Genomic DNA, 24,203 nt, shown 5'->3' on the forward strand with positions numbered 1-24,203 from the left:
TCCCTGTGTATAGAAAGCTTTATACATGGACGTTTTATGTGTCTAAATTTGTTTTTTATTGCCACATAGCCTGTCCCGAACTTGTTTCGGGAGAACTCACCAACTTAGTCATCCTCGTGTGAGAGAAGAGTCTTCTCATGGCTCATTTCATCTGTTTATAATTTGTTTTTTTAGTTCCATATGGTCACAAAAGCTTTCGGGATTACCATGCTGGAATAATCTATTGCCAGTAAGAGACACTTTTCTTCTTTCGTTTCTTAATGGGGTACAAAGATAGATTTAAATTCCTTGATAAAGACTATTCCCTTTTCGGTTGCCTTGATTGTTTTGTATGTATTTCTATTCAATGGTAAGAATCAAGATCACGAAAGTGGCTTTGTAATGCAAAACAAGATTAGAATTATCTATTTTTGTACTCACCAAATTTTCAAAAAAAGATGACGAAACGCAATTTCCGGCATAAAAACGACGAAGAAATTACAGCCTATCTTGCTGACAATAAACTGGAAGCTCAAAAAAGCGATTCCGGCATATATTACCACATATCCAAAGAAGGAGAAGGCGAGCATCCCACCTGCACTTCAAACATTACGATCAGCTACATTGGCTATTTTACCGATGGCAATACCTTCGATCAAAATGAAAGACTGGAAATTAATATGGCAGATGTTATTGCAGGCTGGACAGAAGGAATCCAATATTTTAAAGAAGGAGGTGAAGGAATCTTATTCATCCCTTCGCATTTAGCATACGGAAATACCGATTTTGGATTCATCCCTGCCGGAACGGTTCTTATCTTCGATATTCAATTGATTGGAGTTGACGCAGTCTAAAAAAAATCGAAATATTCTTCAACAAAAAACCTGACAGATTTTTGAAAATCTGTCAGGTCTAATTATATCATTTGTAATCGAATCATTCCAAAATCTGAATAAAGAAAAACTTAGATGCGTTTCAGCATGCCTTCTATTTCTCTGATTTGTGCCGTCAACATTTTTTGTTTGTCCAGTTTTTTGGCATCCTGTAAATAATATGTTGCCAGTTTCTTGTTTCGTTTCGAGAGAGCTATTCCTGACAAATTTAATTTAGCAACTGCCTGATCAGTTTTCAAGCGAAGACCTGTTTCCAAGGCTTTCTTAAAATGTTTTTCAGCCTGTGCATTTTTTTGCTTTTGTGCTTCAACCAAACCGGAAAGATAATAGTAATATGCTTCCTGACTTTCAATCATCCTTTCGGGATGCTTTACCTTTGCTAATACCTTACCTGCAGACTCAAACTTATTTTTTCGAACAAAATAAAATGCAAGAAGGTTCATTTCATTTTTAAAATAGCTTAATACAAACAAACCGGAAAGTAAAAGAATCCATATTCCCGAAGACACTAAACTATTAATAAAAAGAGCGATAGATCCTAAAAATAAGATTCCAGCAATTATAAGACGTAGATATTTTCTAATCATGATTATTATTTTTTAGTTCAAGGCTACAAAACAAAGCATTTTTTGATAAAAAACCAGCATTATCGAACTTAGTTTTTCCTATTTAATAAAGTATATTTTTTTATTCTGCTTTATGAAGAAGAATAAACTCGCTGTATCAGATTCAACTCAACTTACAAGCTAAGAATTTATTCAAAAAAGAATCCAGACCTGTTTTCAACCAGTCTGGATTCTTTTATATTTTGTATGATAAAAACCATATAGCTTATCGTTTATTATTTTATTCTCCTATTGCTTTACGAAATGAATTTGCTCTTTCAACAAAATCTTCAAATTCTCCGTATTCAATAAAGCGGCTTACATAACCTTCGCACTTTTTACAAACCCCTTTGATTAAAATATCATTCATATCATTAAGAATATTTTCCCTCACCTCAACTCCTTCAACGCATACAGCCTTACAATGAACACAGTAAGTACCTTCCTGCACAATATAGCGGTAGGCTTCTTTCTCTTCTTCGTCCAATAATATATTTAACTGAAACTGATTTAAATGTATTTCTTTTAATAAATTCATAGTGTGTTTGCCTATTAATAACTTAACCAAAGTGAAAACAAAAAAACTAAACTAGTTACGAATTTTCCTTCAATAATTTTCTGCCGGATTCAATATGTCTATCCCAAAAATAGTAAAATTCAGCAATATGCTTTCTACTGCTCCTAAGCATCTTCATTATCCATAAACTTAGTAATGAAAACAAGGTAGAAAGCCATAGCAGCAAATTAAATAAACCCGGACTTTTGGTAACAATTTCCTGAATGCTTTCCATCCCTAAATCCTTTCCTATCACCTGACCAATATTTATAAAATTCCCGCTTATCAATACAGATATACAACTAACAGCAATGAATCCGAATAAAAAACATAAGACTGTAAGAAAATTCTTCATCCTTTCTGTAGAATGACCTTTTGTATAGATCTCTATAAATTTACCCGCGGATGATTTCAACCAGCTTTCAAAATCATTTTTAATCATCATATTTCTCTAAATCCTTACTGTTTTTTAACTTTATTAGCTTCCTGTAACAAGAGGAATTTTCAAAACGACTACGAAAATATATAAATAATCATTAAAAAAAAAGTTATGTTGATTAATTATTAAACTGTTATTTGTATCAATCAATTTCTAATCACAGACAGACAATTAAGACTAAAAACTCTTTTTCTATTCATATTCCTTACTATCTTTGTTTAAAATTTAGACTTAAATGAATTTATACCGATTATTAATACGCCCCCTTTTACTTCAGTTTGATCCTGAAACTATTCATCGATTTACATTTGCCTGTTTTAAGACTTTTCAAAAATCGAAGATAATTCGTTTGATTGTTTCTGCGCAGTTTAGAATTGAAAATTCATCCCTTGAAAGGGAGCTTTTTGGTTTAAAGTTTCCAAACCCAGTTGGCTTGGCGGCAGGATTGGATAAAAATGCGGAAGCCTTTGATTTTTTAGGAAGTATGGGCTTTGGTTTTATTGAAATTGGAACACTTACTCCAAAAGCACAGCCAGGAAATCCAAAACCTCGTTTGTTTCGTTTTGTTAATGATAAAGCATTGATAAACCGTATGGGATTTAACAATGAAGGTGTTGAAGAGGCTGTTGAACGCTTGCGGAAAAAAAGAACCAATATAATAATTGGTGGAAATATTGGCAAAAATAAAAATACACCTAACGAGGAAGCTACTGATGATTACTTAAAGTGTTTTGATGCCTTATATCCTTATGTAGATTACTTTGTAGTAAACGTAAGTTCTCCCAACACTCCTAATCTGAGAGAACTGCAGGGAAAGGAACCTTTAAAGAGGCTTTTGAATGAAATTATGGAGGTAAACAGAAACAAAGAAAAAACGAAGCCTGTTCTTTTAAAAATTGCACCGGATATTAACAACTCACAATTGGATGATATCATCGAAATTGTTCAGGAAACTAAAATTGATGGCATTGTTGCGACAAACACAACCATTTCACGGGAAGGATTGTCGTATCCGGAAAGCAGAATAAAACAAGTTGGTGCCGGCGGATTAAGCGGACAACCACTTCGTGAAAGATCTACGCAAGTGATTCGATACATACATGAAAAATCCGGCGGGAAAATTCCTGTTATTGGTGTTGGAGGTATCCTAACAAAAGAGGATGCTTTGGAAAAATTAGAAGCTGGAGCTTCGCTTGTGCAAATTTACACCGGCTTTATTTACGAAGGACCTGCTTTGGTGAAAGCAATTAATAAGGAGTTGGTAAGAAACAAAGTCTAGAAAGGTCGGGAAAAGTCAAACAGTCGAATGGTCTAAAAGTCATAAAACAACAGTAATCGAATGTTTTGCCGTGTGGCCTTGGCCCAGGGTTAAAATAAACCTCTTCCTTTTTAATTACTAATTCATAACTCATAATTACTTTGTCACATCGTCTAAACTCAAATTTGGCATCCGTTCCATTTTGCTCACTTCAATGCTTAAAAATCCATATTCCACAGTTACTTTTCCTTCTATGCAATAGCAACCGGGCCCGCGAAATGGATACTCTTTGGCAACTGGTGGAAAATGAACAGTATCGATCCAATGTCCATCCAAATCGATCCAGGTTCCAAAAAACATGATTTTTCCATTGCTGGCCTTGGTTGGTTTTCGAGTAATCAAAAAGCCAACAATGCGGACATACCGATTAATCAGTCGAGGCAAATGACATGCCTTTAAATCGGAAGGAAGCTCATCTTTCAGCAATTCGAAAGGCGACTGTATGGATAAACCCAGCAATTCAATTTCATCAAAGGCATCTTCCAATTGATGTTTCCATAGATCCGGAAGCTTGAACTCTTTCACCTCAGTCTGGAACAAGGTTTTTTCGGACTTAATCTTTTTACTATGCCCCAATAGAAAATGAGCATCCCAAAGCAATTCTTTTTTGCCTTTTCCGGTAAAACGGAAGGCTCCCACCCGTATCAAAACAATTAATTGCTCCAAACTAACAGGAAATCGATTCACAAAATCGCGCAAGCTTGTAAATATGCCATTCTCATTGCGCTCATTAATCAGATTTTTTCCGATTGTTCTTTCCAAATCATGCAAAAGATAGAAACCCAACCATATTGTTCTTCCCTGAATTCGATTCTCCCAAGAACTTCGATTTACACAAGGTGCTTCAACCGTGGCTCCATGCATTACCGCTTCATGCAAGTAGAGTTGTGCAGAATAAAAACCACCGCCATTGTTCAGCGTTGCCACCATATATTCTAATGGATAATATGCTTTTAAATACAGCGCCTGAAAACTCTCCACCGCATAACTGGCCGAATGTCCTTTTGCAAAGGCGTAATTGGCAAAGCTTTCAATCTGCCGCCAAATATCCTGAACAATTGCATCTGCATAGCCTTTTTGCCTGCAATTGGAAAAAAACTTATCCCGAACTTTCGCAAATTCATTTCTTTGCTTAAACTTCCAGGACATTCCTCTACGCAAAATATCTGCTTCGTCGAGCGATAAACCGGCAAAATAATGCGCTACTTTAATCACATCTTCCTGATACACCATCACACCGTAAGTTTCCTCCAATATGCGGTATAGGTCGGGAATTTCACGTCTGGCCTCTTCCCTTCTGTCTTCATCCTGAAAACGGAGAATATACTCGCGCATCATTCCGCTCTTAGCAACTCCGGGTCTTATGATGGAACTCGCAGCAACTAATCGCTTGTAATCTTCAGCCTTTAGTTTGGTCAAAAGCATACGCATGGCCGGCGATTCCACATAAAAACAACCAACTGCTTCGCCTTTCTTCAGCATGCGTTTTACCCGAACATCTTTCATAAACAATTTGGTATTGTGAATGTCGATGTCAATACCATGATTTTGCCTGATAATGGCAAGAGTGTCTTTAATTTTTCCCAATCCCCGCTGACTTAAAATATCAAACTTGTGCAAACCCAAATCTTCAGCAATGTACATGTCGAACTGAGTGGACGGGAAACCTTTTGGCAAAAGTTCGGTTGCTGAATAGTTGCTTATTGGTTCATCTGAAATTAGAATTCCACTGGAGTGGATGCTTCCATGACTTGGAAAGCCTGCAATATACCGGCTGTAACGAATTACCCATTTTCCATATTCATCGGCCTGATCGGGATTGGGATTTCTTTGCAAGCGGGTAATTTCTTCATCGGGCAAACCAAATACCTTACCAATTTCACGAAAAGCTGATTTATGATTGAAGGTGATAAAAGTACCAAGCAAAGCAACTCGGTCCCAACCATATTTATCAAACAAATATCGAGTCACATCATCTCGATCAGTCCAGGAAAAGTCGATATCAAAATCGGGTGGCGATGTTCGGAAGGGATTAATAAAACGCTCAAAGTAAAGATCTAAATCAACCGGGTCAACATTGGTGATTCTCAGAAGGTAAGCAACCAGACTATTGGCACCGCTTCCCCGCCCTACATGGTAATATCCTTTACTCATAGCATATTTTACCAGATCCCAATTAATCAGAAAATAGGAACAAAAGCTCAACTCCCGAATTACCTTCAATTCCTTGTTCAGGCGATCCAAAATCTCATCGGTTACCTGATCGTAACGATATTTTAATCCTTCGCAAGCCTCGCACTTCAACAGTTCAAAATCTTCCTCCTCCGAAGAGGTAAAGTGCTTTTTGTTTTTGTTGCTTCCAAACTCAAACTCCATATTGCAGGAATTCAATAGATTTTCTGTATTCTCAATAATTTTTGGATACTCCCTGTAAATCTCTAAAAGTTCACTTCTACTTCGGTATCGATTCTCAAAATCAGCTTGTTCAGACTTGGGCAGTTTGCTTAACAAAGTATTCTTATCGATGGCCCGCAACAAACGGTGAATGTTGTAATCGCGTTTGTTTCGAAAGCTCGCTGTTTGCAAAACCACCAACTTATGCTGATGGTTTTTCCACTCAGTAAACGGCAAACGAAGTAAATCCTGAGGGCTCACACCTACATATTCATATTCTTTTAAATCACAAAGCTCTGACGTAAAAGGATAAACGACACAGGCATGTTTAAAGCTGGGTGCATTCGGTAAAAACGCTCTCTTTTCGTGCAAATGAAGGGTTAAGAACGCATTCAGTTCACGAAATCCATCTGTATTTTTAGCAATTGCAACATACTGTTGCTGAGTTCCATTCCGAAAATCGATTCCCACCACAGGGCGAATACCAAACGCCGCACATTGCCTTACAAAATCAAGACTTGCTGCGGTATTATTGATATCCGTTAAGGCAATAGTCGTAAATCCTCCTGCAGTAACCTCTTTTAAAAAATCTTCAACAGAAAGTGTTCCGTATTTAAAACTGTAGTAGCTATGGCAATTTAAAAGCATGGTTGTAAAGTCTAAAAAGTCTGGAAGGGTTTAAGAAGTCTGGAAAGGTCGAACAGTCAAACAGTCGAATGATATAAAAGTCTTGAAACAACAATAAAATGCATTGCCCTGTGGCTTTAGCCCAGGGATAATGAGAATATCTTCTTTCACCCTGTTAATTCTTAATTCATCATTACTAATTCATAATTCTCATTCATCGTCTTTAGTGTGCCGGAATAATTGGTGTCTTACCATTGAAAGGGTTCATCCCTCCAATTGTTGTTGAGCCCATTCCAATGGCGCGCTTCACGGCACTTTGTCCGTAACGGTTGCGCACAAGGTCCATGGCCTGATACAATTTAATCAGCTTCTCCGAATCCTCGAACAAACGAATTTGATACGTCCCACCCACCAAATAGCTAAAACAAACACCAATCAAACGAATCAATACTCTGCGCTCATACATCTTCTCAAACAAATCAAGCACTACAGCGATGAGTGTATGATCTAAAGATGTGTAGGGAATTCGCTTCTGTTTTGTATACGTCTGAAAATCGGAATATCGGATCTTAACCGTCACACAAGCAGTTAGTTTGTTTCCATTTCGCAGTTGATAACACAGATTTTCGGCCATAGCCACCAACAAACTGCGTAATTTGGTCACATCAGTGGTATCTTTCTCGAAAGTCCGCTCGCTGGATATGGATTTTCTCTCGTTCCAGGCCACTACAGGAGTATTGTCAATTCCTTGTGCCTTTTTCCAGATTACCGTGCCGTTTTTACCCAATACGCGTTCCATCAATTCCATGGGCATTTCCTGTACGGTTCGAATTTTTTCTACCCCCATACTTCGTAACTTGTGATAGGTTTTATCGCCCACCATGGGTATTTTCTTTATGGAAAGAGGCGCCAAAAAAGGCATTTCGTTTCCTTCCGGAATTTCGATGTAATTATTGGGTTTGGCCTCTCCTGTTCCCACCTTCGAAACCGTTTTGCTGGTTGAAAGACCAAAAGAAATGGGTAAATGTGTTTCTTTTAAAATTTTCTCCCGTAATTCCCTTGACCACAAATAACTGGTCTGCACAAAACGATCCATTCCCGTAATATCAACGTAAAACTCATCAATCGAAGATTTTTCGAAAACAGGTGCGCGTTCCTTTACAATTTCAGTCACCATATCCGAAAACTTACTGTAAGTCCCGCTATCTCCTCTTATCACAACAGCACCCGGACATAATAGCCTGGCCATTTTCATAGGCATGGCAGAATGAATGCCATACACACGCGCTTCATAACTGCAGGCAGCCACAACACCTCTGTCTGATGTTCCTCCAATCAGTACCGGACGATTATTCAACCTGCTGTCTAAAAGCCGTTCACAGGACACAAAAAAAGTATCCAAATCCATATGCAATATTGTCTTTCTCACCAATTGTCGATATTTTCGTCATTATTCTGACTATAATTTAGTCATTTTTGATTATCTTTGAAAAAAAGAAGCTATGTTTTTTGCAGAAAATATTAAGTTCCTGCGTCAGCGGAGAAAGAAATCTCAACTTAGTTTAGCTGATCAACTGGACATTACAAGAACTACTTTGGCAGGATATGAAAAAAATGTTCAGCCACCGTTTAAGGTGTTGATTAAATTCGCTGAATACTTTGGTGTATCAATAGATGCATTGTTGCGCTACAATTTAGCAGAGCTGTCGGAATTTCAGCTTTCGCAGATAGAAGATGGATTCGATATTGATGTTACCGGAAAAAAATTACGCCTGCTCACCATATCCGTAAACAAAGATGGAGAAGAGAACATTGAAATGGTTCCGCTAAAAGCACAGGCAGGCTATACAAACAGCTACGGCGATTTGGAGTTTATCGGCTCACTGCCAAAATTCTCATTGCCCTTTCTTCCTAAAGATAAAACCTACCGAACGTTTCAAATTGCAGGAGATTCGATGCTGCCAATTCCCGAAGGTGCATGGGTAACTGCTTCCTTTATTCAAAACTGGGAGCAAATTAAAGATGGTACTCCCTGCATTATAGTAACACTTGAAGATGGGATTGTTTTTAAAGTAGTTTACAAACAGTTGGAGAAAAACCAAACACTCCTTTTGGTATCCTCGAACCGAAACTACAAGCCTTACGAATTGCCTATTAAGAACGTAATTGAGATCTGGAAATTTGAGACTTTTAATGGGTTTGAGATTGAATAACAAACAGAAGAACAAAAGCTTCAAGTCTAAAAATTCAGATTATAAAAACAATAATTTAACTTTACTACGAATAAAAAATAAAGTAAGACTAAAAACCAACGCTATTTAATAGAAATATCATGATCATCGTAAATGTAAAAATAAGACCTAAGGCCGGCTGTAAGCAGGATTTTATTAATGCATTCAATAATGTGGCCGAGCTGGTGAGACAAGAAGACGGATGTTTGGAGTACGAACTTCACCAAAAGCTGACTTCTGATTCGGAACTTTTTCTATTCGAACGATGGGAATCTAAACCAGCTCTCGACAAGCATTTAAATGCTGAGCACATGACTAAATACATCGCTGAAGTGAAAGGTTTTCTTGAAGCAAAAAACGAACTGAATATTTACGAAGCTGAGAAACTGAATTAAAAAAACTGCATTTTCCTAAATTCTTAAAATTAATCCTGTAAAGAGAAATAATGCTCGTCTAAATAATCAGAAGCCAAACAACACAATAAATGTAACAAATGCATGCCCGTCAGCGGTTCTTTTACCCTGACGGTACTTTCAATCAAAAAACACAACAAAACAAAAAAGTACCCCTCTGCCCTACGGACATCTTCCCTTAAAAAAAGGGAAAATCGTTCACAAACAGAATTTTCCCTTCTTGAGGGGAAGTGTCGACAGAAGAAGGTGGTGAAAACGGTATTGCCCTAGCCTGTCAGGAATCTGCAACCACTGATGGGATAAAAAAAGCCTCTTCGCCCGATTTGGATCATTCGAAATGTTATTTAACAGCTTACTATTGAAAGTTTTCATATTATAAAGGACTTACAGTGTGCACAAGGGTGGCATTTTCGAAACTCCGAGGCATGTGTGTGTTCCAAAAATGGGCATCTCGTTTGCCGGATAAGGCTTGCGTTGCATGAATATGGGCATCCACAAAAAAATATAGGTCTTTTATGTGACTAAAACCGGTATTTTCAAAACTCCGAAGGGCTTGTGCATCGCAATAATGGTCATCCACGAAAGTGAGAGGGCTTTGTGTTTTGCTAAAATTGGCATCCACGCAAGCAGATGCCCATTTATATAAAGTAAAACGGCTGTTTTCAAAATTGATCCTGCAAAGAGGAATAATGCTGGTCTAAATAATCAGAAGACAGGCGACACGAATTTAAAACCGATTCATTTTCTCCCAAAAAACAGGAAACGGCCGTAGACAAAGTACAGCCGGTTCCGTGTTGATAGTCAAAATTCTTCCTCTTCTTTTCAAAATGATAAACCTCTTTCTTACAGATTAAAGCTTCCCTGATTTTAGCATCTGTAAAATGACCGCCTTTTAGTAAAATGGAAGTACACCACTCCCTGCTCTTCTCTTTTGCAATTTCGATTCCCTCCTCCAATGTATTGATCCTGCAATCGGCAAGCAATTCAAACTCATTTTTGTTGGGAGTAATCAGTTCGCATAAGGGAAACAATTCCCCTTTCAACAAATGCAATGCTGATGAATCGAAAAGAGCTTTTCCGCTGGTAGAGGCCAAAACCGGATCGAGAACCACATGTATTTTCGGAAAGTGTTTTAAACAATTGCTGATCACCATCAGATTCTCCTTGCTGCAAACCGCTCCAATCTTAACCGTTCGAACAGGAAATGATTGAAACAAATTCTTTATTTGAGATTGCAGCAATTCGTGATTTACAGGCTCCACAGCAAATACTTTTTCAAAATTTTGAACTGTAATTCCTGTTAGTGCCGAAAGTGCCCAATAACCCAAATCATGTGCCACTTTACAATCTTGTTGTATGCCTGCTCCACCACTGCTATCCGAAGCTGCAATTGTTAAAAAGTATTCCATACTTACATGCTTTTATCATTTTTAACTGCGCACAGGTTCCCGCACATGGTACAGTGATCCTCTTCACTGCTTTCCGATTCCATTTTCCGCTTTCTGGCCAATTCAGGATCGATACTATTTGTAAACATTGTCTCCCAATCCAGTTCGTAACGTGCTTTCGAAATTGTCAGATCCCGATCACGGGCACCTGCCACATTATTCACTAAATCGGCAGCATGTGCAGCAATCCGGCTTGCAATTACACCTTCCTTTACGTCTTTAGCATCGGGCAGGCACAAATGCTCGGCAGGCGTTACGTAACACAAAAAATCGGCACCGTGAATGGCTGCAATCGTACCCCCAATTGCTCCCACAATGTGATCGTATCCGGGAGCCGAATCGGTAACCAAAGGCCCAAGCACGTAAAACGGTGCTTCGCGGCAAAGTCTTTTCATCAATTTCATATTGGCTTCAATCTGATCCAAAGGCATGTGGCCGGGACCTTCTACCATTACCTGCACACCTTTGTCTCTGGCGTGATCGACCAATTCCCCTAAAACCAGCAATTCTGCAACTTGTGCCTGATCGGTAGCATCAGCACCGGCTCCCGGACGCAAACCATCACCCAAACTAATGGTTACATCGTATTGTTTGCAAATATCCAAAACCCGGTCGTATTGTTCATACAATGGATTCTCCTTCCCGTTTTCTTTCATCCAGCGCTTCAGCAAAGCTCCTCCCCGGCTTACAATGCCACACACTCGTTTATCATTCTCAAGAAAGGAAAGGGAAACTTTGGTAACGCCGCAGTGCAAGGTCATAAAATCAACCCCCATTTTTGCCTGAGTTTCAATTTCACGAAACAGATCTTCCGGATCGAGTTCTTTAATCTCTTTTCCTTCGGCCAGCAAACGTGTAGCTACACCATAAATGGGTACAGTACCAACCATTACAGAAGACTCCTTAAGTATTCGTTGAAGAATAATATGCAGATCGCCGCCCGTTGATAAATCCATAATTGCATCGGCACCATATTGAACAGCTACTTTCATTTTTTCCAGTTCCTCTTCAAAATGGCAATGCTTCTCGGATGTGCCCATGTTAGCATTTACCTTAGTTCGCAAACCATTCCCTATTGCTACAGCCGGAAAGTCATGATTTTTGTTTTTGGGGATTACAATCCGCCCCTGTGCAATCTCATTTCGCAGCCATTCAACATCAACTCTTTCGTTTTTTGCAACGATATGCATTTCGGCTGTGACAATGCCTTCTTTGGCTTTTTCTATTTGTGTGTTCATTGTTTTGTGCTTATTAAATTAGTAAACTCTTGAATCCTTTGATCGAACTGATCTGTTTGCATAAAATGCCGCACCATGGCAATATTTTTAGCTCCGGCACTCAAAATAGTCTGAATATTTTCAGGGAAAATTCCACCAATGGCAACCACAGGAACAGTAGCAATATCCAGCACCTGTTTCAGCTCTTTAACACCAACCGGCTGATCGGGTTTCGCTTTAGCATTGGTCGGATATATGGGGCCAAAGCCAATGTAATCAGGCTTCTGAGCCAAAGCTTCCTTCACTTGCCAAATGGAATGCGTTGACAAACCAATTTTCATGTCTCCAACAATATTCCGGGCTTCTTCCATACTTATATCATCTTGTCCGAGGTGCAGAAAATCAGCATCACAAATTGCTGCAATATCCGCACGGTCATTCATCACAAAACTGGTTTCACTTCCTCTTGTAATGGCTCTGATTTCTTTTCCTATTCGTATCAATTCTTTATCGGATAAAAATTTTTCGCGCAGCTGCAGCATCTTAACTCCTTGCTCAACGCACGATTCGGCAATGGAACGATATGAAGAGTGAGGCTTTGTAATGATGATGTATAAACCAAAGTCCTTCATCTTATTTACTTAGGTTTTCAGCAATTAAACCCGCTAATTTTTCACCGGAAAGAAGCATTCCTCCAAAGATAGGACCCATTCTAAAGCCACCGCTAACACCATTCGATGCCATACCCGACACATACAATCCAGGGTATACTTCTTTGGTGTTTTCTACAGTAGTTCGCTCAGCTTAATCTATCGACAAAGAGTATTCCCCCATCACTTTACCTGTTTTTGTGTTTAGCTTCACGTCGTTTTTACGTTCCAAGGTGCTGACAATGTCACAATCGTGCCCCGTGCCATCAACTACGGCTTTTGCCATGATCACCAAAGGATCAACATGCAATCCTTCTCTGCGAACAGGTGACCAATTTAAAACAACACCACACACCCTATCGTTTTGAAAAACAACATCTTCAATAGAAGAACAGTTGAAGATTTTTACGCCTGCCTGCGTAGCATGGTATATTAATGCAGAGGTTGCATGCACAGAATCAAGCGTGTAATAATCTCCCTGATAGTTTGTATAGGAAATATTTAATTCGTCAAGAATATGCAGTGCATCTTTCTGAACTATTATCTCGTTAAACATCATGGCACCGCCCCACATGCCTCCGCCTGGAGCCAGTTTACTTTCATACAAAGCAACTTTAAAGCCTTTCTTTGCGAGATAATAGGATGCGATTAGTCCAGAAGGTCCACCTCCGACAATGGCCACATCAACCGATAAATTTTCTTTGAGTTTTTTAAAATAGGAATCGACGATTCCTGCAGATACAATTTGCTCCATTTTATTGTTTATTAAGTGTATATCATTAATAAACAGGGGCAGTCCTACTCCAAAAAAGCAGACTTTTCTTTACTTTCCTACGCAGGCATTATCCTGATCAGGTAAAGGGTATGATCTCAGCCTTAAAGTTAGGCACCCCTAGTTTATATAAATGCAAAAGTAAAATAAAAAACCAGAATAGATTCTTCCCATTGGAATCTTTTACGGATTAATTCTCTGGAAGAATTATCTTTGCTTACAAATATAAGCTTGCAAACAATGTTAGATTTTAAAATAGAAGAAGATAAATGTATCGCGTGCAGTCTTTGTGCACAAGATTGTCCGGTTGGAATTATAGAGATGGCTCCAAAACCTGTGATCCGAAAAGAAAAAGAGAAGAATTGTTTGAAATGCCAGCACTGTTTAGCCATTTGTCCTACGGCAGCACTTTCAATATTAGGGAAAGAACCTGAAAATAGTGTTTTGGTAAGTGATGAAATCCCAAAGCCGGAAACAATCAGCAGATTGATGAAAACCAGACGCTCCATCCGAAAGTACAAAAAGGAAAACATTGATAAAAAATTAATTCAGGAACTTATTGAAACGGCTGCACATGCACCAACAGGACACAATGATAATGCTGTTTTAATATCCTTGATTGACAACAAAAATGATCTGGACTTGTTTCGATCAAAAGTGTACGATTCATTGAAAAATGCCAGAGAGACCGGTATGCTTGAGAAACGATTTCAATTTCTTCTTTCCTATCAAAAATTATGGGAAACCAAAGGTGTAGATGTGATTTTTAGGGATGCACCACACCTAATTATTGCTTCTGCCCCATCTGCTGATGCTTCACCAATGGCAGATTGCTTAATTTCATTGTGCTACTTCGAATTAATTGCCAATTCACACGGAATTGGCACACTTTGGAATGGAATGATAAAATGGGCCATTGATGACATAGATCCTGAATTGCGGATGTTTATCGGCATTCCAAAAGATCACACGATTGGTTATGTAATGATATTCGGCAAACCGGCAGTGAAATATGCCCGGGGAATTCAATCGGAAGGATTAAAAGTGAATCGCATAAAATTTGAATAAAAAGAAGTCTGTTTTTCACATCAGATTCTTACAATAGATTAATTCTATTAACATTTTATTAAAACAATTTTATTTAGTTCCTACTTATTTTTGTACTTCAATTTGTGCGGATAAATCGATTTTTCACAAATCTGAAATCATAAAAACAATAAAACTCAAAAAATGAAACGTCCATGCCAAAGTGATTTTAACACACAGGGAGATGATTATCTCAGAATGGTAAGTTCTCCCGAAACAAGTTCGGGACAGGCTATATGGCAAAATCTTAAAATTATAATCATATGAAGGTAGTCGCATTTAACGGAAGTCCTAAAAAAGAAGGAAACACTTACCATGCCCTTAAATTAGTAACAGAACAGTTGGAGATGCAAGGTATTGAAACTGAAATTGTTCACATTGGCAATAAAGGAGTAAAAGGTTGTACTGCCTGCGGTCAATGTGCCAAAAACAAAGATGAAAAATGTGTACTAAAAGGAGATGATGTAAACATTTGGATTCAAAAGATGAAAGAAGCCGATGGCATTTTGCTTGGCTCACCAGTTCATTATGCCTCTTTGGGAGCAAATATGAAATCGTTTTTAGACCGGGCATTCTATGTGAGTGGTGCAAACGGCAACTTGTTTCGGCACAAAGTTGGTGCTTCGGTTGTTGCGGTTCGTCGTTCGGGAGGATTGCCAACCTTTAACGAACTGAACAATTATCTCAACTATTCAGAAATGATGATCCCGACATCGAATTATTGGAATGTAATTCACGGAACGACTCCAGGTGAAGTTTTGCAAGATGAAGAAGGTGTTCAGATCATGAGAATTTTGGGCAAAAATATGGCCTACCTATTGCAATTAATTGATCAGGGAAAAGATAAGGTAGAAGCTCCGGCACAAGAGAAGAAAATATACACCAACTTTATCCGATAATCGGGTACAAAATATATAAAGCCATTCTTCTTGCAACAGAATAATGGCTTTTCTTTTTGCTCAAATAATTATCTAATTCCCTGTTTTGTCTTTTTTTCCATTTCTGTTCCCTTGTATGTGCAAGTTCAAGAGTTGTGAGCAACATCTGGAAGAAATAAAATTATTGCCTCAATCATGCTTTTTGATTTGGAAGGTGCATGCATTGTCATCACATTGAGGAAAAATAAGCAGCCAGAACACTGCAGATTTTTTAAAACTATTGACTTTTTTTGAACAAATCAAACTTTTCAATGGCCTACTCCGGCTATTGATTTAACCATTTCTTAAATTCGGCACATCGATCCTGACTAACCACAGCATCAATACACTCCGGATGATTGGGTTTGAGATTTAATTTTATTCTGTTTTTTGAATAGTAGTGCATATCTTCAATGGCCTGATAACTAACGATAAATTTGCGGTTAATCCGGAAAAAACGCTTCGGATTCAATTTGCTTTCCAAAGATGTCAGCGTGCCATCAAAAAGATAACGGTTCCCATCCAATCCAAATAGATAAAGAGCCTTACCGTCTGCCATAAAGTAGGCCACTTTTTCAACTTCCAATGAACTGAGTCTGTCACCGCGGCTCACCATGAATCGTTCCTGATATTGATCACCAGTCATTAAGCTGTTTAAAGATTTCTGAAGAGCCCTAAAATCAAGAGATTCTTTCTCCTGAAACATTGTCTCGAACTTACTAACAGCAGCTTCCACATCTTCAGAGTCCATTGGTTTTAGTATATAATCAACACTGCATTGTTTAAATGCCTGTATCGCATATTGATCGTATGCAGTTGTAAAAATAACAGGTGTGGTAATTTCCAACCGATCGAAGATCTCAAAACTGTTGCCATCTCCCAAGTGGATATCCATAAAAATCAAATCAAGCTTATTCCCGGACAGATACTGTACGGCCTGCTCAACATTTTCCAGATGTGCTTTAATTTCAACTTTATCAGGACGTATATCCAGCAGCATTTTTTCCAGTTCCCGCGCCGCCAAACGTTCATCTTCAACAATAGCTATTCTAATCATTTCTGTCTTATTTTTACCCGACCAAATTACAAAAGAAAAGGGGCAATCCGTACTGGAAAACCCCTAATTTCAATTTATTGATATGCTAATTAACCTAATTACTCAAATTTGGATTGTTGTTTATGGCTTCATCCGGATAACGGAGCGTATAACGGGGATCGCCCTGATTCAGAGTCGCTGATTCTGTTTTGTAGGCATGATCAATTGGCTCTTGAGTTGTTCTTCGTAAATCGAACCAACGATGTCCTTCAAAAGCAAACTCTCTAAAACGTTCGTTGGCAATTTCTGCGATTAATTCTGCTTTGTTTAATCCAGCAATACGGGTTACTTCTGTATTGTAAAAATCAGCAAGTAAACGTTTTGCTTTCAACTGATTTAAATAGTTGCGAGCTTGATCCAAATCGTCTAGTTTTGCCGCACACTCAGCAATTGTCAAATACATTTCAGAGGTTCTGAAACTGCATTTTGAAGCTGTATCAGTTCCTTTATCAATGCTGAATTCTCCATTTCCTTCATCGTTAAAATACAGGGAAAAACGCAGGTCATTAACCTGATCGTACATTCCAAGCAATTTATCAGAAACAAAAGATGAACCTCCAACTTCAGAAGAGAATACTTCCTCTAAAGCCAAAATGCTCTCAACAGAATTGTATTTGTGCGCAGAAAGAGAATTATCGGCAACTAAATCCTGCAAATCAACTTTAAACTTTACAACCTCCAATGCTGTTTTTCTTGCATTTTCGAAATCGCCAACATACAAATACACCCTTGATTGAAAGGCCAAAGCAGCCAACATACTGAAACGATAATTCAATCCTGTTTCGTAAGTTTCAATGTTCAACTTCGCTATTCCATCTGTAATATCAGATGCTATTTGTGTATAAACCTCACCCGTACTACTTGCAAAATATTCAGCTTCCGTATCAATTTTTAATGCAAGAGGCACGCCTTTATCGGTATTTGCTGTGGCTGAATTGTAAGGCAAACCATAAAGATTTACCAGGTTAAAATGCATTAAAGCTCTCAATAAGTAAGCTTCTCCGACAATTTGATCAATTTCTTCAGAACTTCCTTCTGTTGCATCAGCACCGGCATCTATAATGTGATTGGCATACATGATCACCTTGTAATATTGCTGCCATGAAAAACCCAATGTGTTCGATGATTGATTGACATCATTCCACAAATAGATATCCTGAACTTGTGTTAAATCCCAAGCATTATTGTCCAATTTTAATTCATCAGTTCTGAAAGCAATTCTTTCTTTATCATCAGGAACCCCATCGTATGCGCTTGTCAGTAAGGCCCGGAAATCATCTGTTGTTGTTGGAATCAACCGATCCTTTGGCTTTACATCCAAATAATTGTCGCAGGAAGAATAGCTTACTACTGCCAACAACAGCGCAATGTATATATTTATTTTTTTCATTGTGTAAGTCATTAGAAAGTTAAATTAACACCTAAAGTATAAGATTTTTGCTGTGGCTGAGCGTAAATATTACCATACGATTCAGGATCAAAATAGCCATCGTAACCATTTGAAATCACAAAAGGATTACGCGCCTCTAAACTAAATCTTACGTTAGATAATCTGATGCGCTTTAACATTGCATCAGGCAAGGTGTAACCCAAACGAATACTACTGATTCTCATATAGTTTACCTTTTTCAACCAAGTATCCAAATGACGGTATGTTCCTGCATTATCAATGTTATCGTACCACTGTTTTTCCATCCAATAGGCACCATCAGCTGAAGTGGCACCTAATAAATTTGGCAGGTTTTTATTGGTACCATTGATTACATCCAATAAATTACGTGATGTATTTCTTCCTCTGTCATACTCAGTCATGCTGTAATTTGGCTGCGCCAAAATATTCATCCCAAGGTTAAAATTCGCAGAGACAGCCAAATCAATATTTTTATATTTAAATGTATTGATAATACCACCGGAATATTTAGGATCTGAATCACCAGCATATGTGAAAAGCTCACGCACTTGCTCAGTTGTTAAATTTGAACCCGCATAATTTCCCGGCCAAAAATCAGCATATTGATCGTATAGATCGAAAAACTCTTTTCCTGTTACAGCAGCTCCATCCTTATCGAACAAAGGATATCCGTTCTCATCAAAGCCCTTTGTTTTAATTACCCAAACCGAATTAGCGGAGTATCCTTCGCGGGAAGGCAAGAACTGATTTGCCGGAATCTTTTCTTTTAGTACTTTGTTCTCGTTATGTGCAATATTAAAACTGGTATTCCATTCGAAATCTTTCGTTTTAATATTTCTGGTTGAAATACTCAATTCCCATCCCTTGTTTGTCATTTCGGCCCAGTTTACCGACATGGCACTAAAACCGGTTTCATGCGGAAGATTCTGAGTCCCTATCAAATCCGTTCCTTTTCTTTCATAATAGTCGAAACTCATACGAATAGCATGACGAAATAAAGACAGATCAGTACCAATATTGTAAGTAGAAGTTTTTTCCCAACGCAATTTATCATTTGGCAAACCACTAACATCAATACCATCTTCGTTGGTTCCCGGAAGATTGGAAACTGTGGTAGGTATACCAATAATATAAGGTGAACTATCTTTATCGATGTTTCCCTGCAGTCCGTAAGATGCACGAAATTTCAACTGACTCAACCAATCAATATCAGTTAAAAAACTCTCCTCGCTGGCATTCCAGGCTCCACTTAAAGCGTATAAAGGCAAATATCTGTATTTTGGATCAACACCAAACAAATCTGAACCATCGAAACGAATACTTCCAAAAAAAGTGTAACGCCTGTCGTAAGTGTACGAAGCCGTTCCAAAAAAGGAAGCATAGCGGTTCTTTCTATATACTTTACTGAACAATGGAAATGATTTTGCATCAGCTTCATCTCTAAAAATGACTGGCTTGGAAGTCATTCTATCGGCATTCCATCCGTATGCGGCGGAAAAAACCTGAGTATATTCATTTTGGCGTAATTCATTTCCAATCATGAACTCAACTTCATGTTTTTCATTAAAAAGTTGATTGTACTCTATAATGTTTTTCCAATTATAAGAACTGTTATCCGCTTCCCAATTTTGAAGAACTCCACCTTCAGGAATGAAATAGAATGGTTTTCCTCCTGAAAAATAGCGGCTTTTGTGACGCTCTTTTCTGGCAAAGAAAGTCTCCTCTTCCGCTTCTTTTTTAGTATTTGTTTTGTCTATCTGAATGCCGTATTGAGTACGGAATTTAAGATGAGAATTTAAATCCCATTCCAAATCTAAAATAGCATTCACACTTTGTCCTTTTAACTTGTTCTGAGTTCCTGCTCTTTCTTCTAAAATATTGAAAGGAATGTAGGCAATGTTATACAAGCCTTCCTCGTCAATATTATACACGTAGTTATTATCTTCATCGCGCAATTTCAAATATGGATTAGCCAAACGCACATAGTTTGCTGGATTTGTCAACATATTCGAACTTGTCAAATATGTTTTGTTCTTGCGTTCGTTGGCAAATAAACTAACACCTAATCTTAAATTGTCCCGTAAGTTGAAATCGGTTTTTAAAGTTACATTGTAACGACTAAGCGATGTACCGATAGTTGTTCCTTTTTCGGTATGAGCACCTAAGGAAAAATAGTAAGTTGCCAAATCACTTCCACCGGAAACACTCAGACTATGATCCTGATTCACTGCATTCTGATACAATTCATCTTCTAAATTAGCATCAACGCTTCTTAAAGCATTAATAGCGGCCAATGATTCCGGTGCAATTGCTGAAACACCACCTGTTTGGTAATTGTCCCAATCATTATTTGCATTCAAAATTTGTGAAACACTACCATACTGACTGTTATAGGTAAGATCGGTACGACCGGCCAAAGCCATTTCCAAATCCACCTTCTCATTCGAATTCATTAAATTCAACTTGTCAAAATCAGGTCGTGAAATAAACGAAGTATTGCTCGTCAAATTCACTTTCATTTGTCCGGCTTTACCCTTTTTAGTTGTAATCACAATTACCCCATTTGCAGCGCGGGCACCATAAATTGCAGTTGCTGCAGCATCTTTTAGTATTGTAATATCAGCAATGTCCTGAGGATTTAAACCACCAACAGAAGAATTGTACAACTGATCGATATTGTCTTTGTCGTTGTAATCAGGAACTTCGTTCCCTTCCAATGGAATACCATCCAATACCCATAGAGGATCTTGAGTTCCGTTTAATGACGCTGTTCCACGGATACGGATTTTTGCCGGAGCCCCAGGTGCCCCACCCTGAACAATACTGGTCACACCGGCAATTTGCCCACTTAACATCTGATCCACGTTTGGTACACCGGCTTGTCTGATATTGTCAGCATTCACTTTAACAACCGCCGAAGTCAGCTTGCGTTTTTCGATTTTCTGATAGCCGGTAACAACAACCTCGCCCAATTCACTGGTTGAATCGCTAAGTTTAATCGTAATAAATGATTTTCCTGTAATATCAACCATTTGAGTTTCGAAACCCAAAAAGCTGCAGGCAATCGTATTCAATTCTTTAGGAACTTCCAAAGTAAAGTTTCCATCAAAATCGGTAATTGTTCCTAATGTGATGTTCTCAATAATCCCTTTCATATTGGTTTCGGTACCAATGGTTGACTTATCAATGTAAACCGAAGCACCAATTAGAACTTCGCCATCACTTTCGGAAAGAACCGTTCCTTTAATCTGCTTCATTTCCTGCGCCCATCCAAATGCGGGCATCAAGATCAAAAGCAGGCTTATCAGTCTTTTCATAAATTCTTGTTTTTATTGGTTAGTAAAATAGTGGTTAATTCATACAAAAAACAGACAGAGAGATTTTTTATCTCTCCATCTGCAGGATCTATTTTCAATGTGTATTTAATGCTTCTTCAATCCGAAGAATCAAATCCTGATAATGAAAACGTGTTGCTTCATCGGCAATCTTCAACTTCTTCGATAACAACTCCTTAATGCGCAGCAACTCACCACGTTTCACCGACACATCATCCGACACCCTATTCATTGTGGCATAAAACAGGTTTCGGTTGGCGTAACGGTCCGATACATCCTCCTGATCATGAAAAAGGGCCCGGCTCTTTACTCCATAATCACACAGCAAGGGCATGTGCTGATGCAACGGACAACATCTATCCTTATGTTCACGTAGAGACTTTTTGCTTGTTTTCTCTAAAGTCTGGTTTTGAGAAATAATTAAAACATCAACAAAGTTCTTTTGCGACTGACGGGTAAAAACATCCAACTTGTGATTTTTAATCGTTTCACTAAATATTCCCTGATGTAAATCACTCATCATTTCTGTCAGAGTATATGCTTTACTGCCATTTTCAGCTTCGTTTTGCTGCATGCGCAACAGTCGTTCTTTTTCCAGTAAGGAGTAAAAAATGCGGGCATGCAAATCCCTAAATAAGGTTGTTGGAGCGTATTCAATATCACCAACTACTGATTCCCTAATCGGATATGATTTTTTATAAATCTCAGCATTGGCAATCCATTGTGGAATATTAATCACTTCCTCGATCAAATATTTAATTGCATCTTTTTGTTTTGCTTTTTCGACATGTACATAAGCTGATTTAGTCTCGCCAAATACCGGTTGATCCAAATAAACACCTCCCACATTTGCCACAACATGATTCGCGTAAGTAAACCATTGCCCGATTACTCCCATCATCATTTTACCTGCTTTTTCGTAGCTTTCACCTTCTTCGCAAGTCCATTTTTCTACTTCAGGAACAATTCGTTTCAAATTCGCCAGGCCGTAACGACTTGCTTTCATCGAATTGTCACCCAAGTCTTCGCTTTGCGCTGATGGATCGATGGTATTCTTTCCGTCTTGCTGCGGACCGTAATGATACAATGGGTCGTTTTCGTGATTCCTTATCATTTGACTCAAAACCTTCACTTCGTCCCAAGGAGTATCTTCCTGAATCCATCGATAAGCCCAGGCAATTGCATATTTATCGTACACACCAATCTGAGGCGTAATGTTTACCACTTCATCTTTTGGCTGCGCTACATAGTTGAAACGGGCGTAATCCATAATGGATGGAGCCGTTCCGCCCATTTTAGCCGTAAATGATTTGGAACGCAAAGAATCCACAGGAAAAGCCGCTGAAGCCCCCATATTGTGCATTAAACCCAGGGTGTGACCAATTTCGTGGGAAGAAACAAAGCGGATGGCATGAGCCATGTGTTCATCGCTAAATTTATTGTCTCTTGCTTTTGGGTCGATTACTCCGGTCTGAATACGAATCCATGAATGCAGGGCAGTCATCACATTGTGCCACCAAATAACGTCAGCCTCAATAATTTCACCTGAGCGTGGATCTACAACAGATGGTCCCATTGCATTTGCCTGATTGGATGCGGCATAAGTAATCATGGAGTAACGAACATCATCACCGTCAAAATCAGGATCGTTGGCAGGAACATCTTTTGCGACAATAGCATTTTTAAATCCAGCTTTTTCAAAAGCAGACTGCCAATCTGTTATTCCATCTTTAATCGCCTGCCGCCATTGCGGAGGTGTCGAAGGATCGATATAATACACAATTGGCTTTTTCGGTTCCACCAATTCTCCTGCCAAATATTTTTCTACATCTTCGGTTTTCGGCTCCAATCTCCAGCGATTCACAAACTCTCTGTTTTCAACAGCCTGCTGATCATCACGATAATAAAAATGTTTGGTTGTAAAGTATCCGATTCTACGGTCTGCAAATCTTGGTTTCATGGCTTTTTCGGCTAACAAAACCATATTCGATGTAACTTCTACAGTCACTGTAATTCCTTCTGCTTTAGTGGTCAGCAATGACTTCATTACCAAATTTTTAGGAAAGCTTTTGGCGGCACTTATTTTCGAAAGATCTTTCACGGCAGATCCCGGCATTCCAAGGATTCCAAACAGATCATTCAAACTTTTCTCAGTTCCGTCAAACACTTTGTTTACCTTAAAAACATAACTGGCAGAGTCTTTTCCAAAACATGCCAAATCGAAACATTCCCGTATGGAAGGCATGTAATTATCTTTCACCGATTGAGTAATTGCATCTCCTGCTTTCCCTTCGTAATATGGATGATAAGTTTTCACCCAAATTTTTTCAGTTAAGGTATCCACTTCAAAACGAATCAATAAATTTTGATAGTTGATTCCTTTGTTAAAACCCAACTCATTGATCTCGGAAGGAACTTTAGAGATTTTATTGACCAAAAGAAAGTCGCGGTGAAGCAACGAATCCGGGATTTCGAAATAGTAATCCTTTTTTACTCTGTGAATAGCTATTACTCCTTTTTTCGTAATCGCATCCGAAGTAATTATTTCATCGTACTTCTTCAGTTTTGAATCTTTGTCTTTTCCTTTTGTCGTATCCGACTCGGTTTCTGTCTTTTTCTTCTTCCAGAATGTAAAAATTCCATCTTCTGCAGAAACAGAAGTTCGCTCTGACGCCTGTGATGACAAACTCATTCCCCCCAGAATAAATGCCATCAAAAACAGCCGCGTAATTTTGTGATTTGGTGTGATTGTGCTTAAGTTCATTTAGTATATTTTGTTTGTAGTTGTGAGCATCGCCCCTACACGAATACTCACG

General features: G+C 38.4%; 18 protein-coding genes, 1 pseudogene and 1 riboswitch. Of the genes and pseudogenes, 6 read left to right on the forward strand and 13 right to left on the reverse strand.

Annotation, left to right across the window (positions count from 1 at the left end; translation table 11 throughout):
- Positions 1–437 precede the first annotated feature (437 nt).
- Entirely contained in the window at positions 438–833 is a 396-nt protein-coding gene (locus ACKU4N_RS11290; RefSeq protein WP_124993664.1) for an FKBP-type peptidyl-prolyl cis-trans isomerase, read from the forward strand.
- A 110-nt stretch (positions 834–943) separates the two neighbouring features.
- Here ACKU4N_RS11290 and ACKU4N_RS11295 read toward each other — a convergent pair whose 3' ends face one another.
- From ACKU4N_RS11295 to ACKU4N_RS11305, 3 genes are all read right to left on the reverse strand, one after another.
- Complete coding sequence (locus ACKU4N_RS11295) at positions 944–1,459, reverse strand: DUF2892 domain-containing protein (RefSeq protein WP_124993665.1); 516 nt, start codon at positions 1,457–1,459, stop codon at positions 944–946.
- 259 nt (positions 1,460–1,718) lie between these two features.
- Positions 1,719–2,015: a hypothetical protein gene (locus tag ACKU4N_RS11300; RefSeq protein ID WP_124993666.1), complete on the reverse strand. Its 297-nt coding sequence runs from the start codon at positions 2,013–2,015 to the stop codon at positions 1,719–1,721.
- A gap of 55 nt (positions 2,016–2,070) precedes the next feature.
- On the reverse strand, positions 2,071–2,478 hold the full coding sequence (locus ACKU4N_RS11305; RefSeq protein ID WP_321316429.1) for a hypothetical protein: 408 nt from the start codon (positions 2,476–2,478) through the stop codon (positions 2,071–2,073).
- A gap of 229 nt (positions 2,479–2,707) precedes the next feature.
- On the opposite strand from ACKU4N_RS11305, the gene ACKU4N_RS11310 reads away from it, so the two are divergent.
- A complete protein-coding gene (locus ACKU4N_RS11310) occupies positions 2,708–3,751 on the forward strand; it encodes a quinone-dependent dihydroorotate dehydrogenase (RefSeq protein WP_321316430.1) in 1,044 nt (347 codons plus the stop codon).
- A 135-nt stretch (positions 3,752–3,886) separates the two neighbouring features.
- Here the strand turns inward: ACKU4N_RS11310 and ACKU4N_RS11315 are convergent, their stop codons facing one another.
- On the reverse strand, positions 3,887–6,832 hold the full coding sequence (locus ACKU4N_RS11315) for a DNA polymerase III subunit alpha (RefSeq protein ID WP_321316431.1): 2,946 nt from the start codon (positions 6,830–6,832) through the stop codon (positions 3,887–3,889).
- Positions 6,833–7,034: 202 nt separating this feature from the next.
- Positions 7,035–8,240: a DNA polymerase IV gene (gene dinB, locus ACKU4N_RS11320; protein ID WP_321316432.1), complete on the reverse strand. Its 1,206-nt coding sequence runs from the start codon at positions 8,238–8,240 to the stop codon at positions 7,035–7,037.
- A gap of 73 nt (positions 8,241–8,313) precedes the next feature.
- Here dinB and ACKU4N_RS11325 point away from each other — a divergent pair, with 73 nt between their 5' ends.
- Both ACKU4N_RS11325 and ACKU4N_RS11330 read left to right on the forward strand, forming a co-directional pair.
- Positions 8,314–9,024: an XRE family transcriptional regulator gene (locus ACKU4N_RS11325; protein ID WP_321316433.1), complete on the forward strand. Its 711-nt coding sequence runs from the start codon at positions 8,314–8,316 to the stop codon at positions 9,022–9,024.
- Between the two features lie 119 nt (positions 9,025–9,143).
- Positions 9,144–9,437: a putative quinol monooxygenase gene (locus ACKU4N_RS11330; RefSeq protein WP_124993672.1), complete on the forward strand. Its 294-nt coding sequence runs from the start codon at positions 9,144–9,146 to the stop codon at positions 9,435–9,437.
- 680 nt (positions 9,438–10,117) lie between these two features.
- On the opposite strand, the gene ACKU4N_RS11335 is transcribed toward ACKU4N_RS11330, so the two are convergent.
- The 4 genes and pseudogenes from ACKU4N_RS11335 to ACKU4N_RS11350 form a co-directional block, all read right to left on the reverse strand.
- Positions 10,118–10,864, reverse strand: coding sequence for a hydroxymethylpyrimidine/phosphomethylpyrimidine kinase (locus ACKU4N_RS11335; protein ID WP_321316434.1), 747 nt, complete (start codon positions 10,862–10,864; stop codon positions 10,118–10,120).
- A 2-nt stretch (positions 10,865–10,866) separates the two neighbouring features.
- On the reverse strand, positions 10,867–12,141 hold the full coding sequence (thiC, locus tag ACKU4N_RS11340) for a phosphomethylpyrimidine synthase ThiC (RefSeq protein WP_321316435.1): 1,275 nt from the start codon (positions 12,139–12,141) through the stop codon (positions 10,867–10,869).
- The gene (gene thiE, locus ACKU4N_RS11345) at positions 12,138–12,752 is read right to left on the reverse strand and encodes a thiamine phosphate synthase (RefSeq protein WP_321316436.1); all 615 of its coding nucleotides are present in this window, start codon (positions 12,750–12,752) and stop codon (positions 12,138–12,140) included. Before thiE ends, thiC begins: the two co-directional genes overlap by 4 nt.
- A 1-nt stretch (position 12,753) precedes the next feature.
- Positions 12,754–13,524 (reverse strand): annotated as a pseudogene (locus ACKU4N_RS11350) (sulfide-dependent adenosine diphosphate thiazole synthase).
- A gap of 57 nt (positions 13,525–13,581) precedes the next feature.
- A riboswitch (TPP riboswitch) is annotated at positions 13,582–13,674 on the reverse strand.
- A gap of 108 nt (positions 13,675–13,782) precedes the next feature.
- On the opposite strand from ACKU4N_RS11350, the gene ACKU4N_RS11355 reads away from it, so the two are divergent.
- Complete coding sequence (locus ACKU4N_RS11355) at positions 13,783–14,610, forward strand: nitroreductase family protein (protein ID WP_321316437.1); 828 nt, start codon at positions 13,783–13,785, stop codon at positions 14,608–14,610.
- A 281-nt stretch (positions 14,611–14,891) separates the two neighbouring features.
- Positions 14,892–15,527, forward strand: coding sequence for a flavodoxin family protein (locus ACKU4N_RS11360; RefSeq protein ID WP_321316438.1), 636 nt, complete (start codon positions 14,892–14,894; stop codon positions 15,525–15,527).
- Positions 15,528–15,831: 304 nt separating this feature from the next.
- On the opposite strand, the gene ACKU4N_RS11365 is transcribed toward ACKU4N_RS11360, so the two are convergent.
- The 4 genes from ACKU4N_RS11365 to ACKU4N_RS11380 all read right to left on the reverse strand — a co-directional run bounded on the left by ACKU4N_RS11365 (position 15,832) and on the right by ACKU4N_RS11380 (position 24,151).
- Complete coding sequence (locus ACKU4N_RS11365) at positions 15,832–16,602, reverse strand: LytR/AlgR family response regulator transcription factor (protein ID WP_321316439.1); 771 nt, start codon at positions 16,600–16,602, stop codon at positions 15,832–15,834.
- Positions 16,603–16,696: 94 nt separating this feature from the next.
- A complete protein-coding gene (locus ACKU4N_RS11370) occupies positions 16,697–18,031 on the reverse strand; it encodes a RagB/SusD family nutrient uptake outer membrane protein (protein ID WP_321316440.1) in 1,335 nt (444 codons plus the stop codon).
- A gap of 11 nt (positions 18,032–18,042) precedes the next feature.
- Complete coding sequence (locus ACKU4N_RS11375) at positions 18,043–21,369, reverse strand: SusC/RagA family TonB-linked outer membrane protein (protein ID WP_321316441.1); 3,327 nt, start codon at positions 21,367–21,369, stop codon at positions 18,043–18,045.
- A gap of 94 nt (positions 21,370–21,463) precedes the next feature.
- Complete coding sequence (locus tag ACKU4N_RS11380; protein ID WP_321316442.1) at positions 21,464–24,151, reverse strand: zinc-dependent metalloprotease; 2,688 nt, start codon at positions 24,149–24,151, stop codon at positions 21,464–21,466.
- Between the last annotated feature and the right edge of the window lie 52 nt (positions 24,152–24,203).

This window comes from Labilibaculum sp. (assembly GCF_963664555.1).
Classification (GTDB): domain Bacteria; phylum Bacteroidota; class Bacteroidia; order Bacteroidales; family Marinifilaceae; genus Labilibaculum.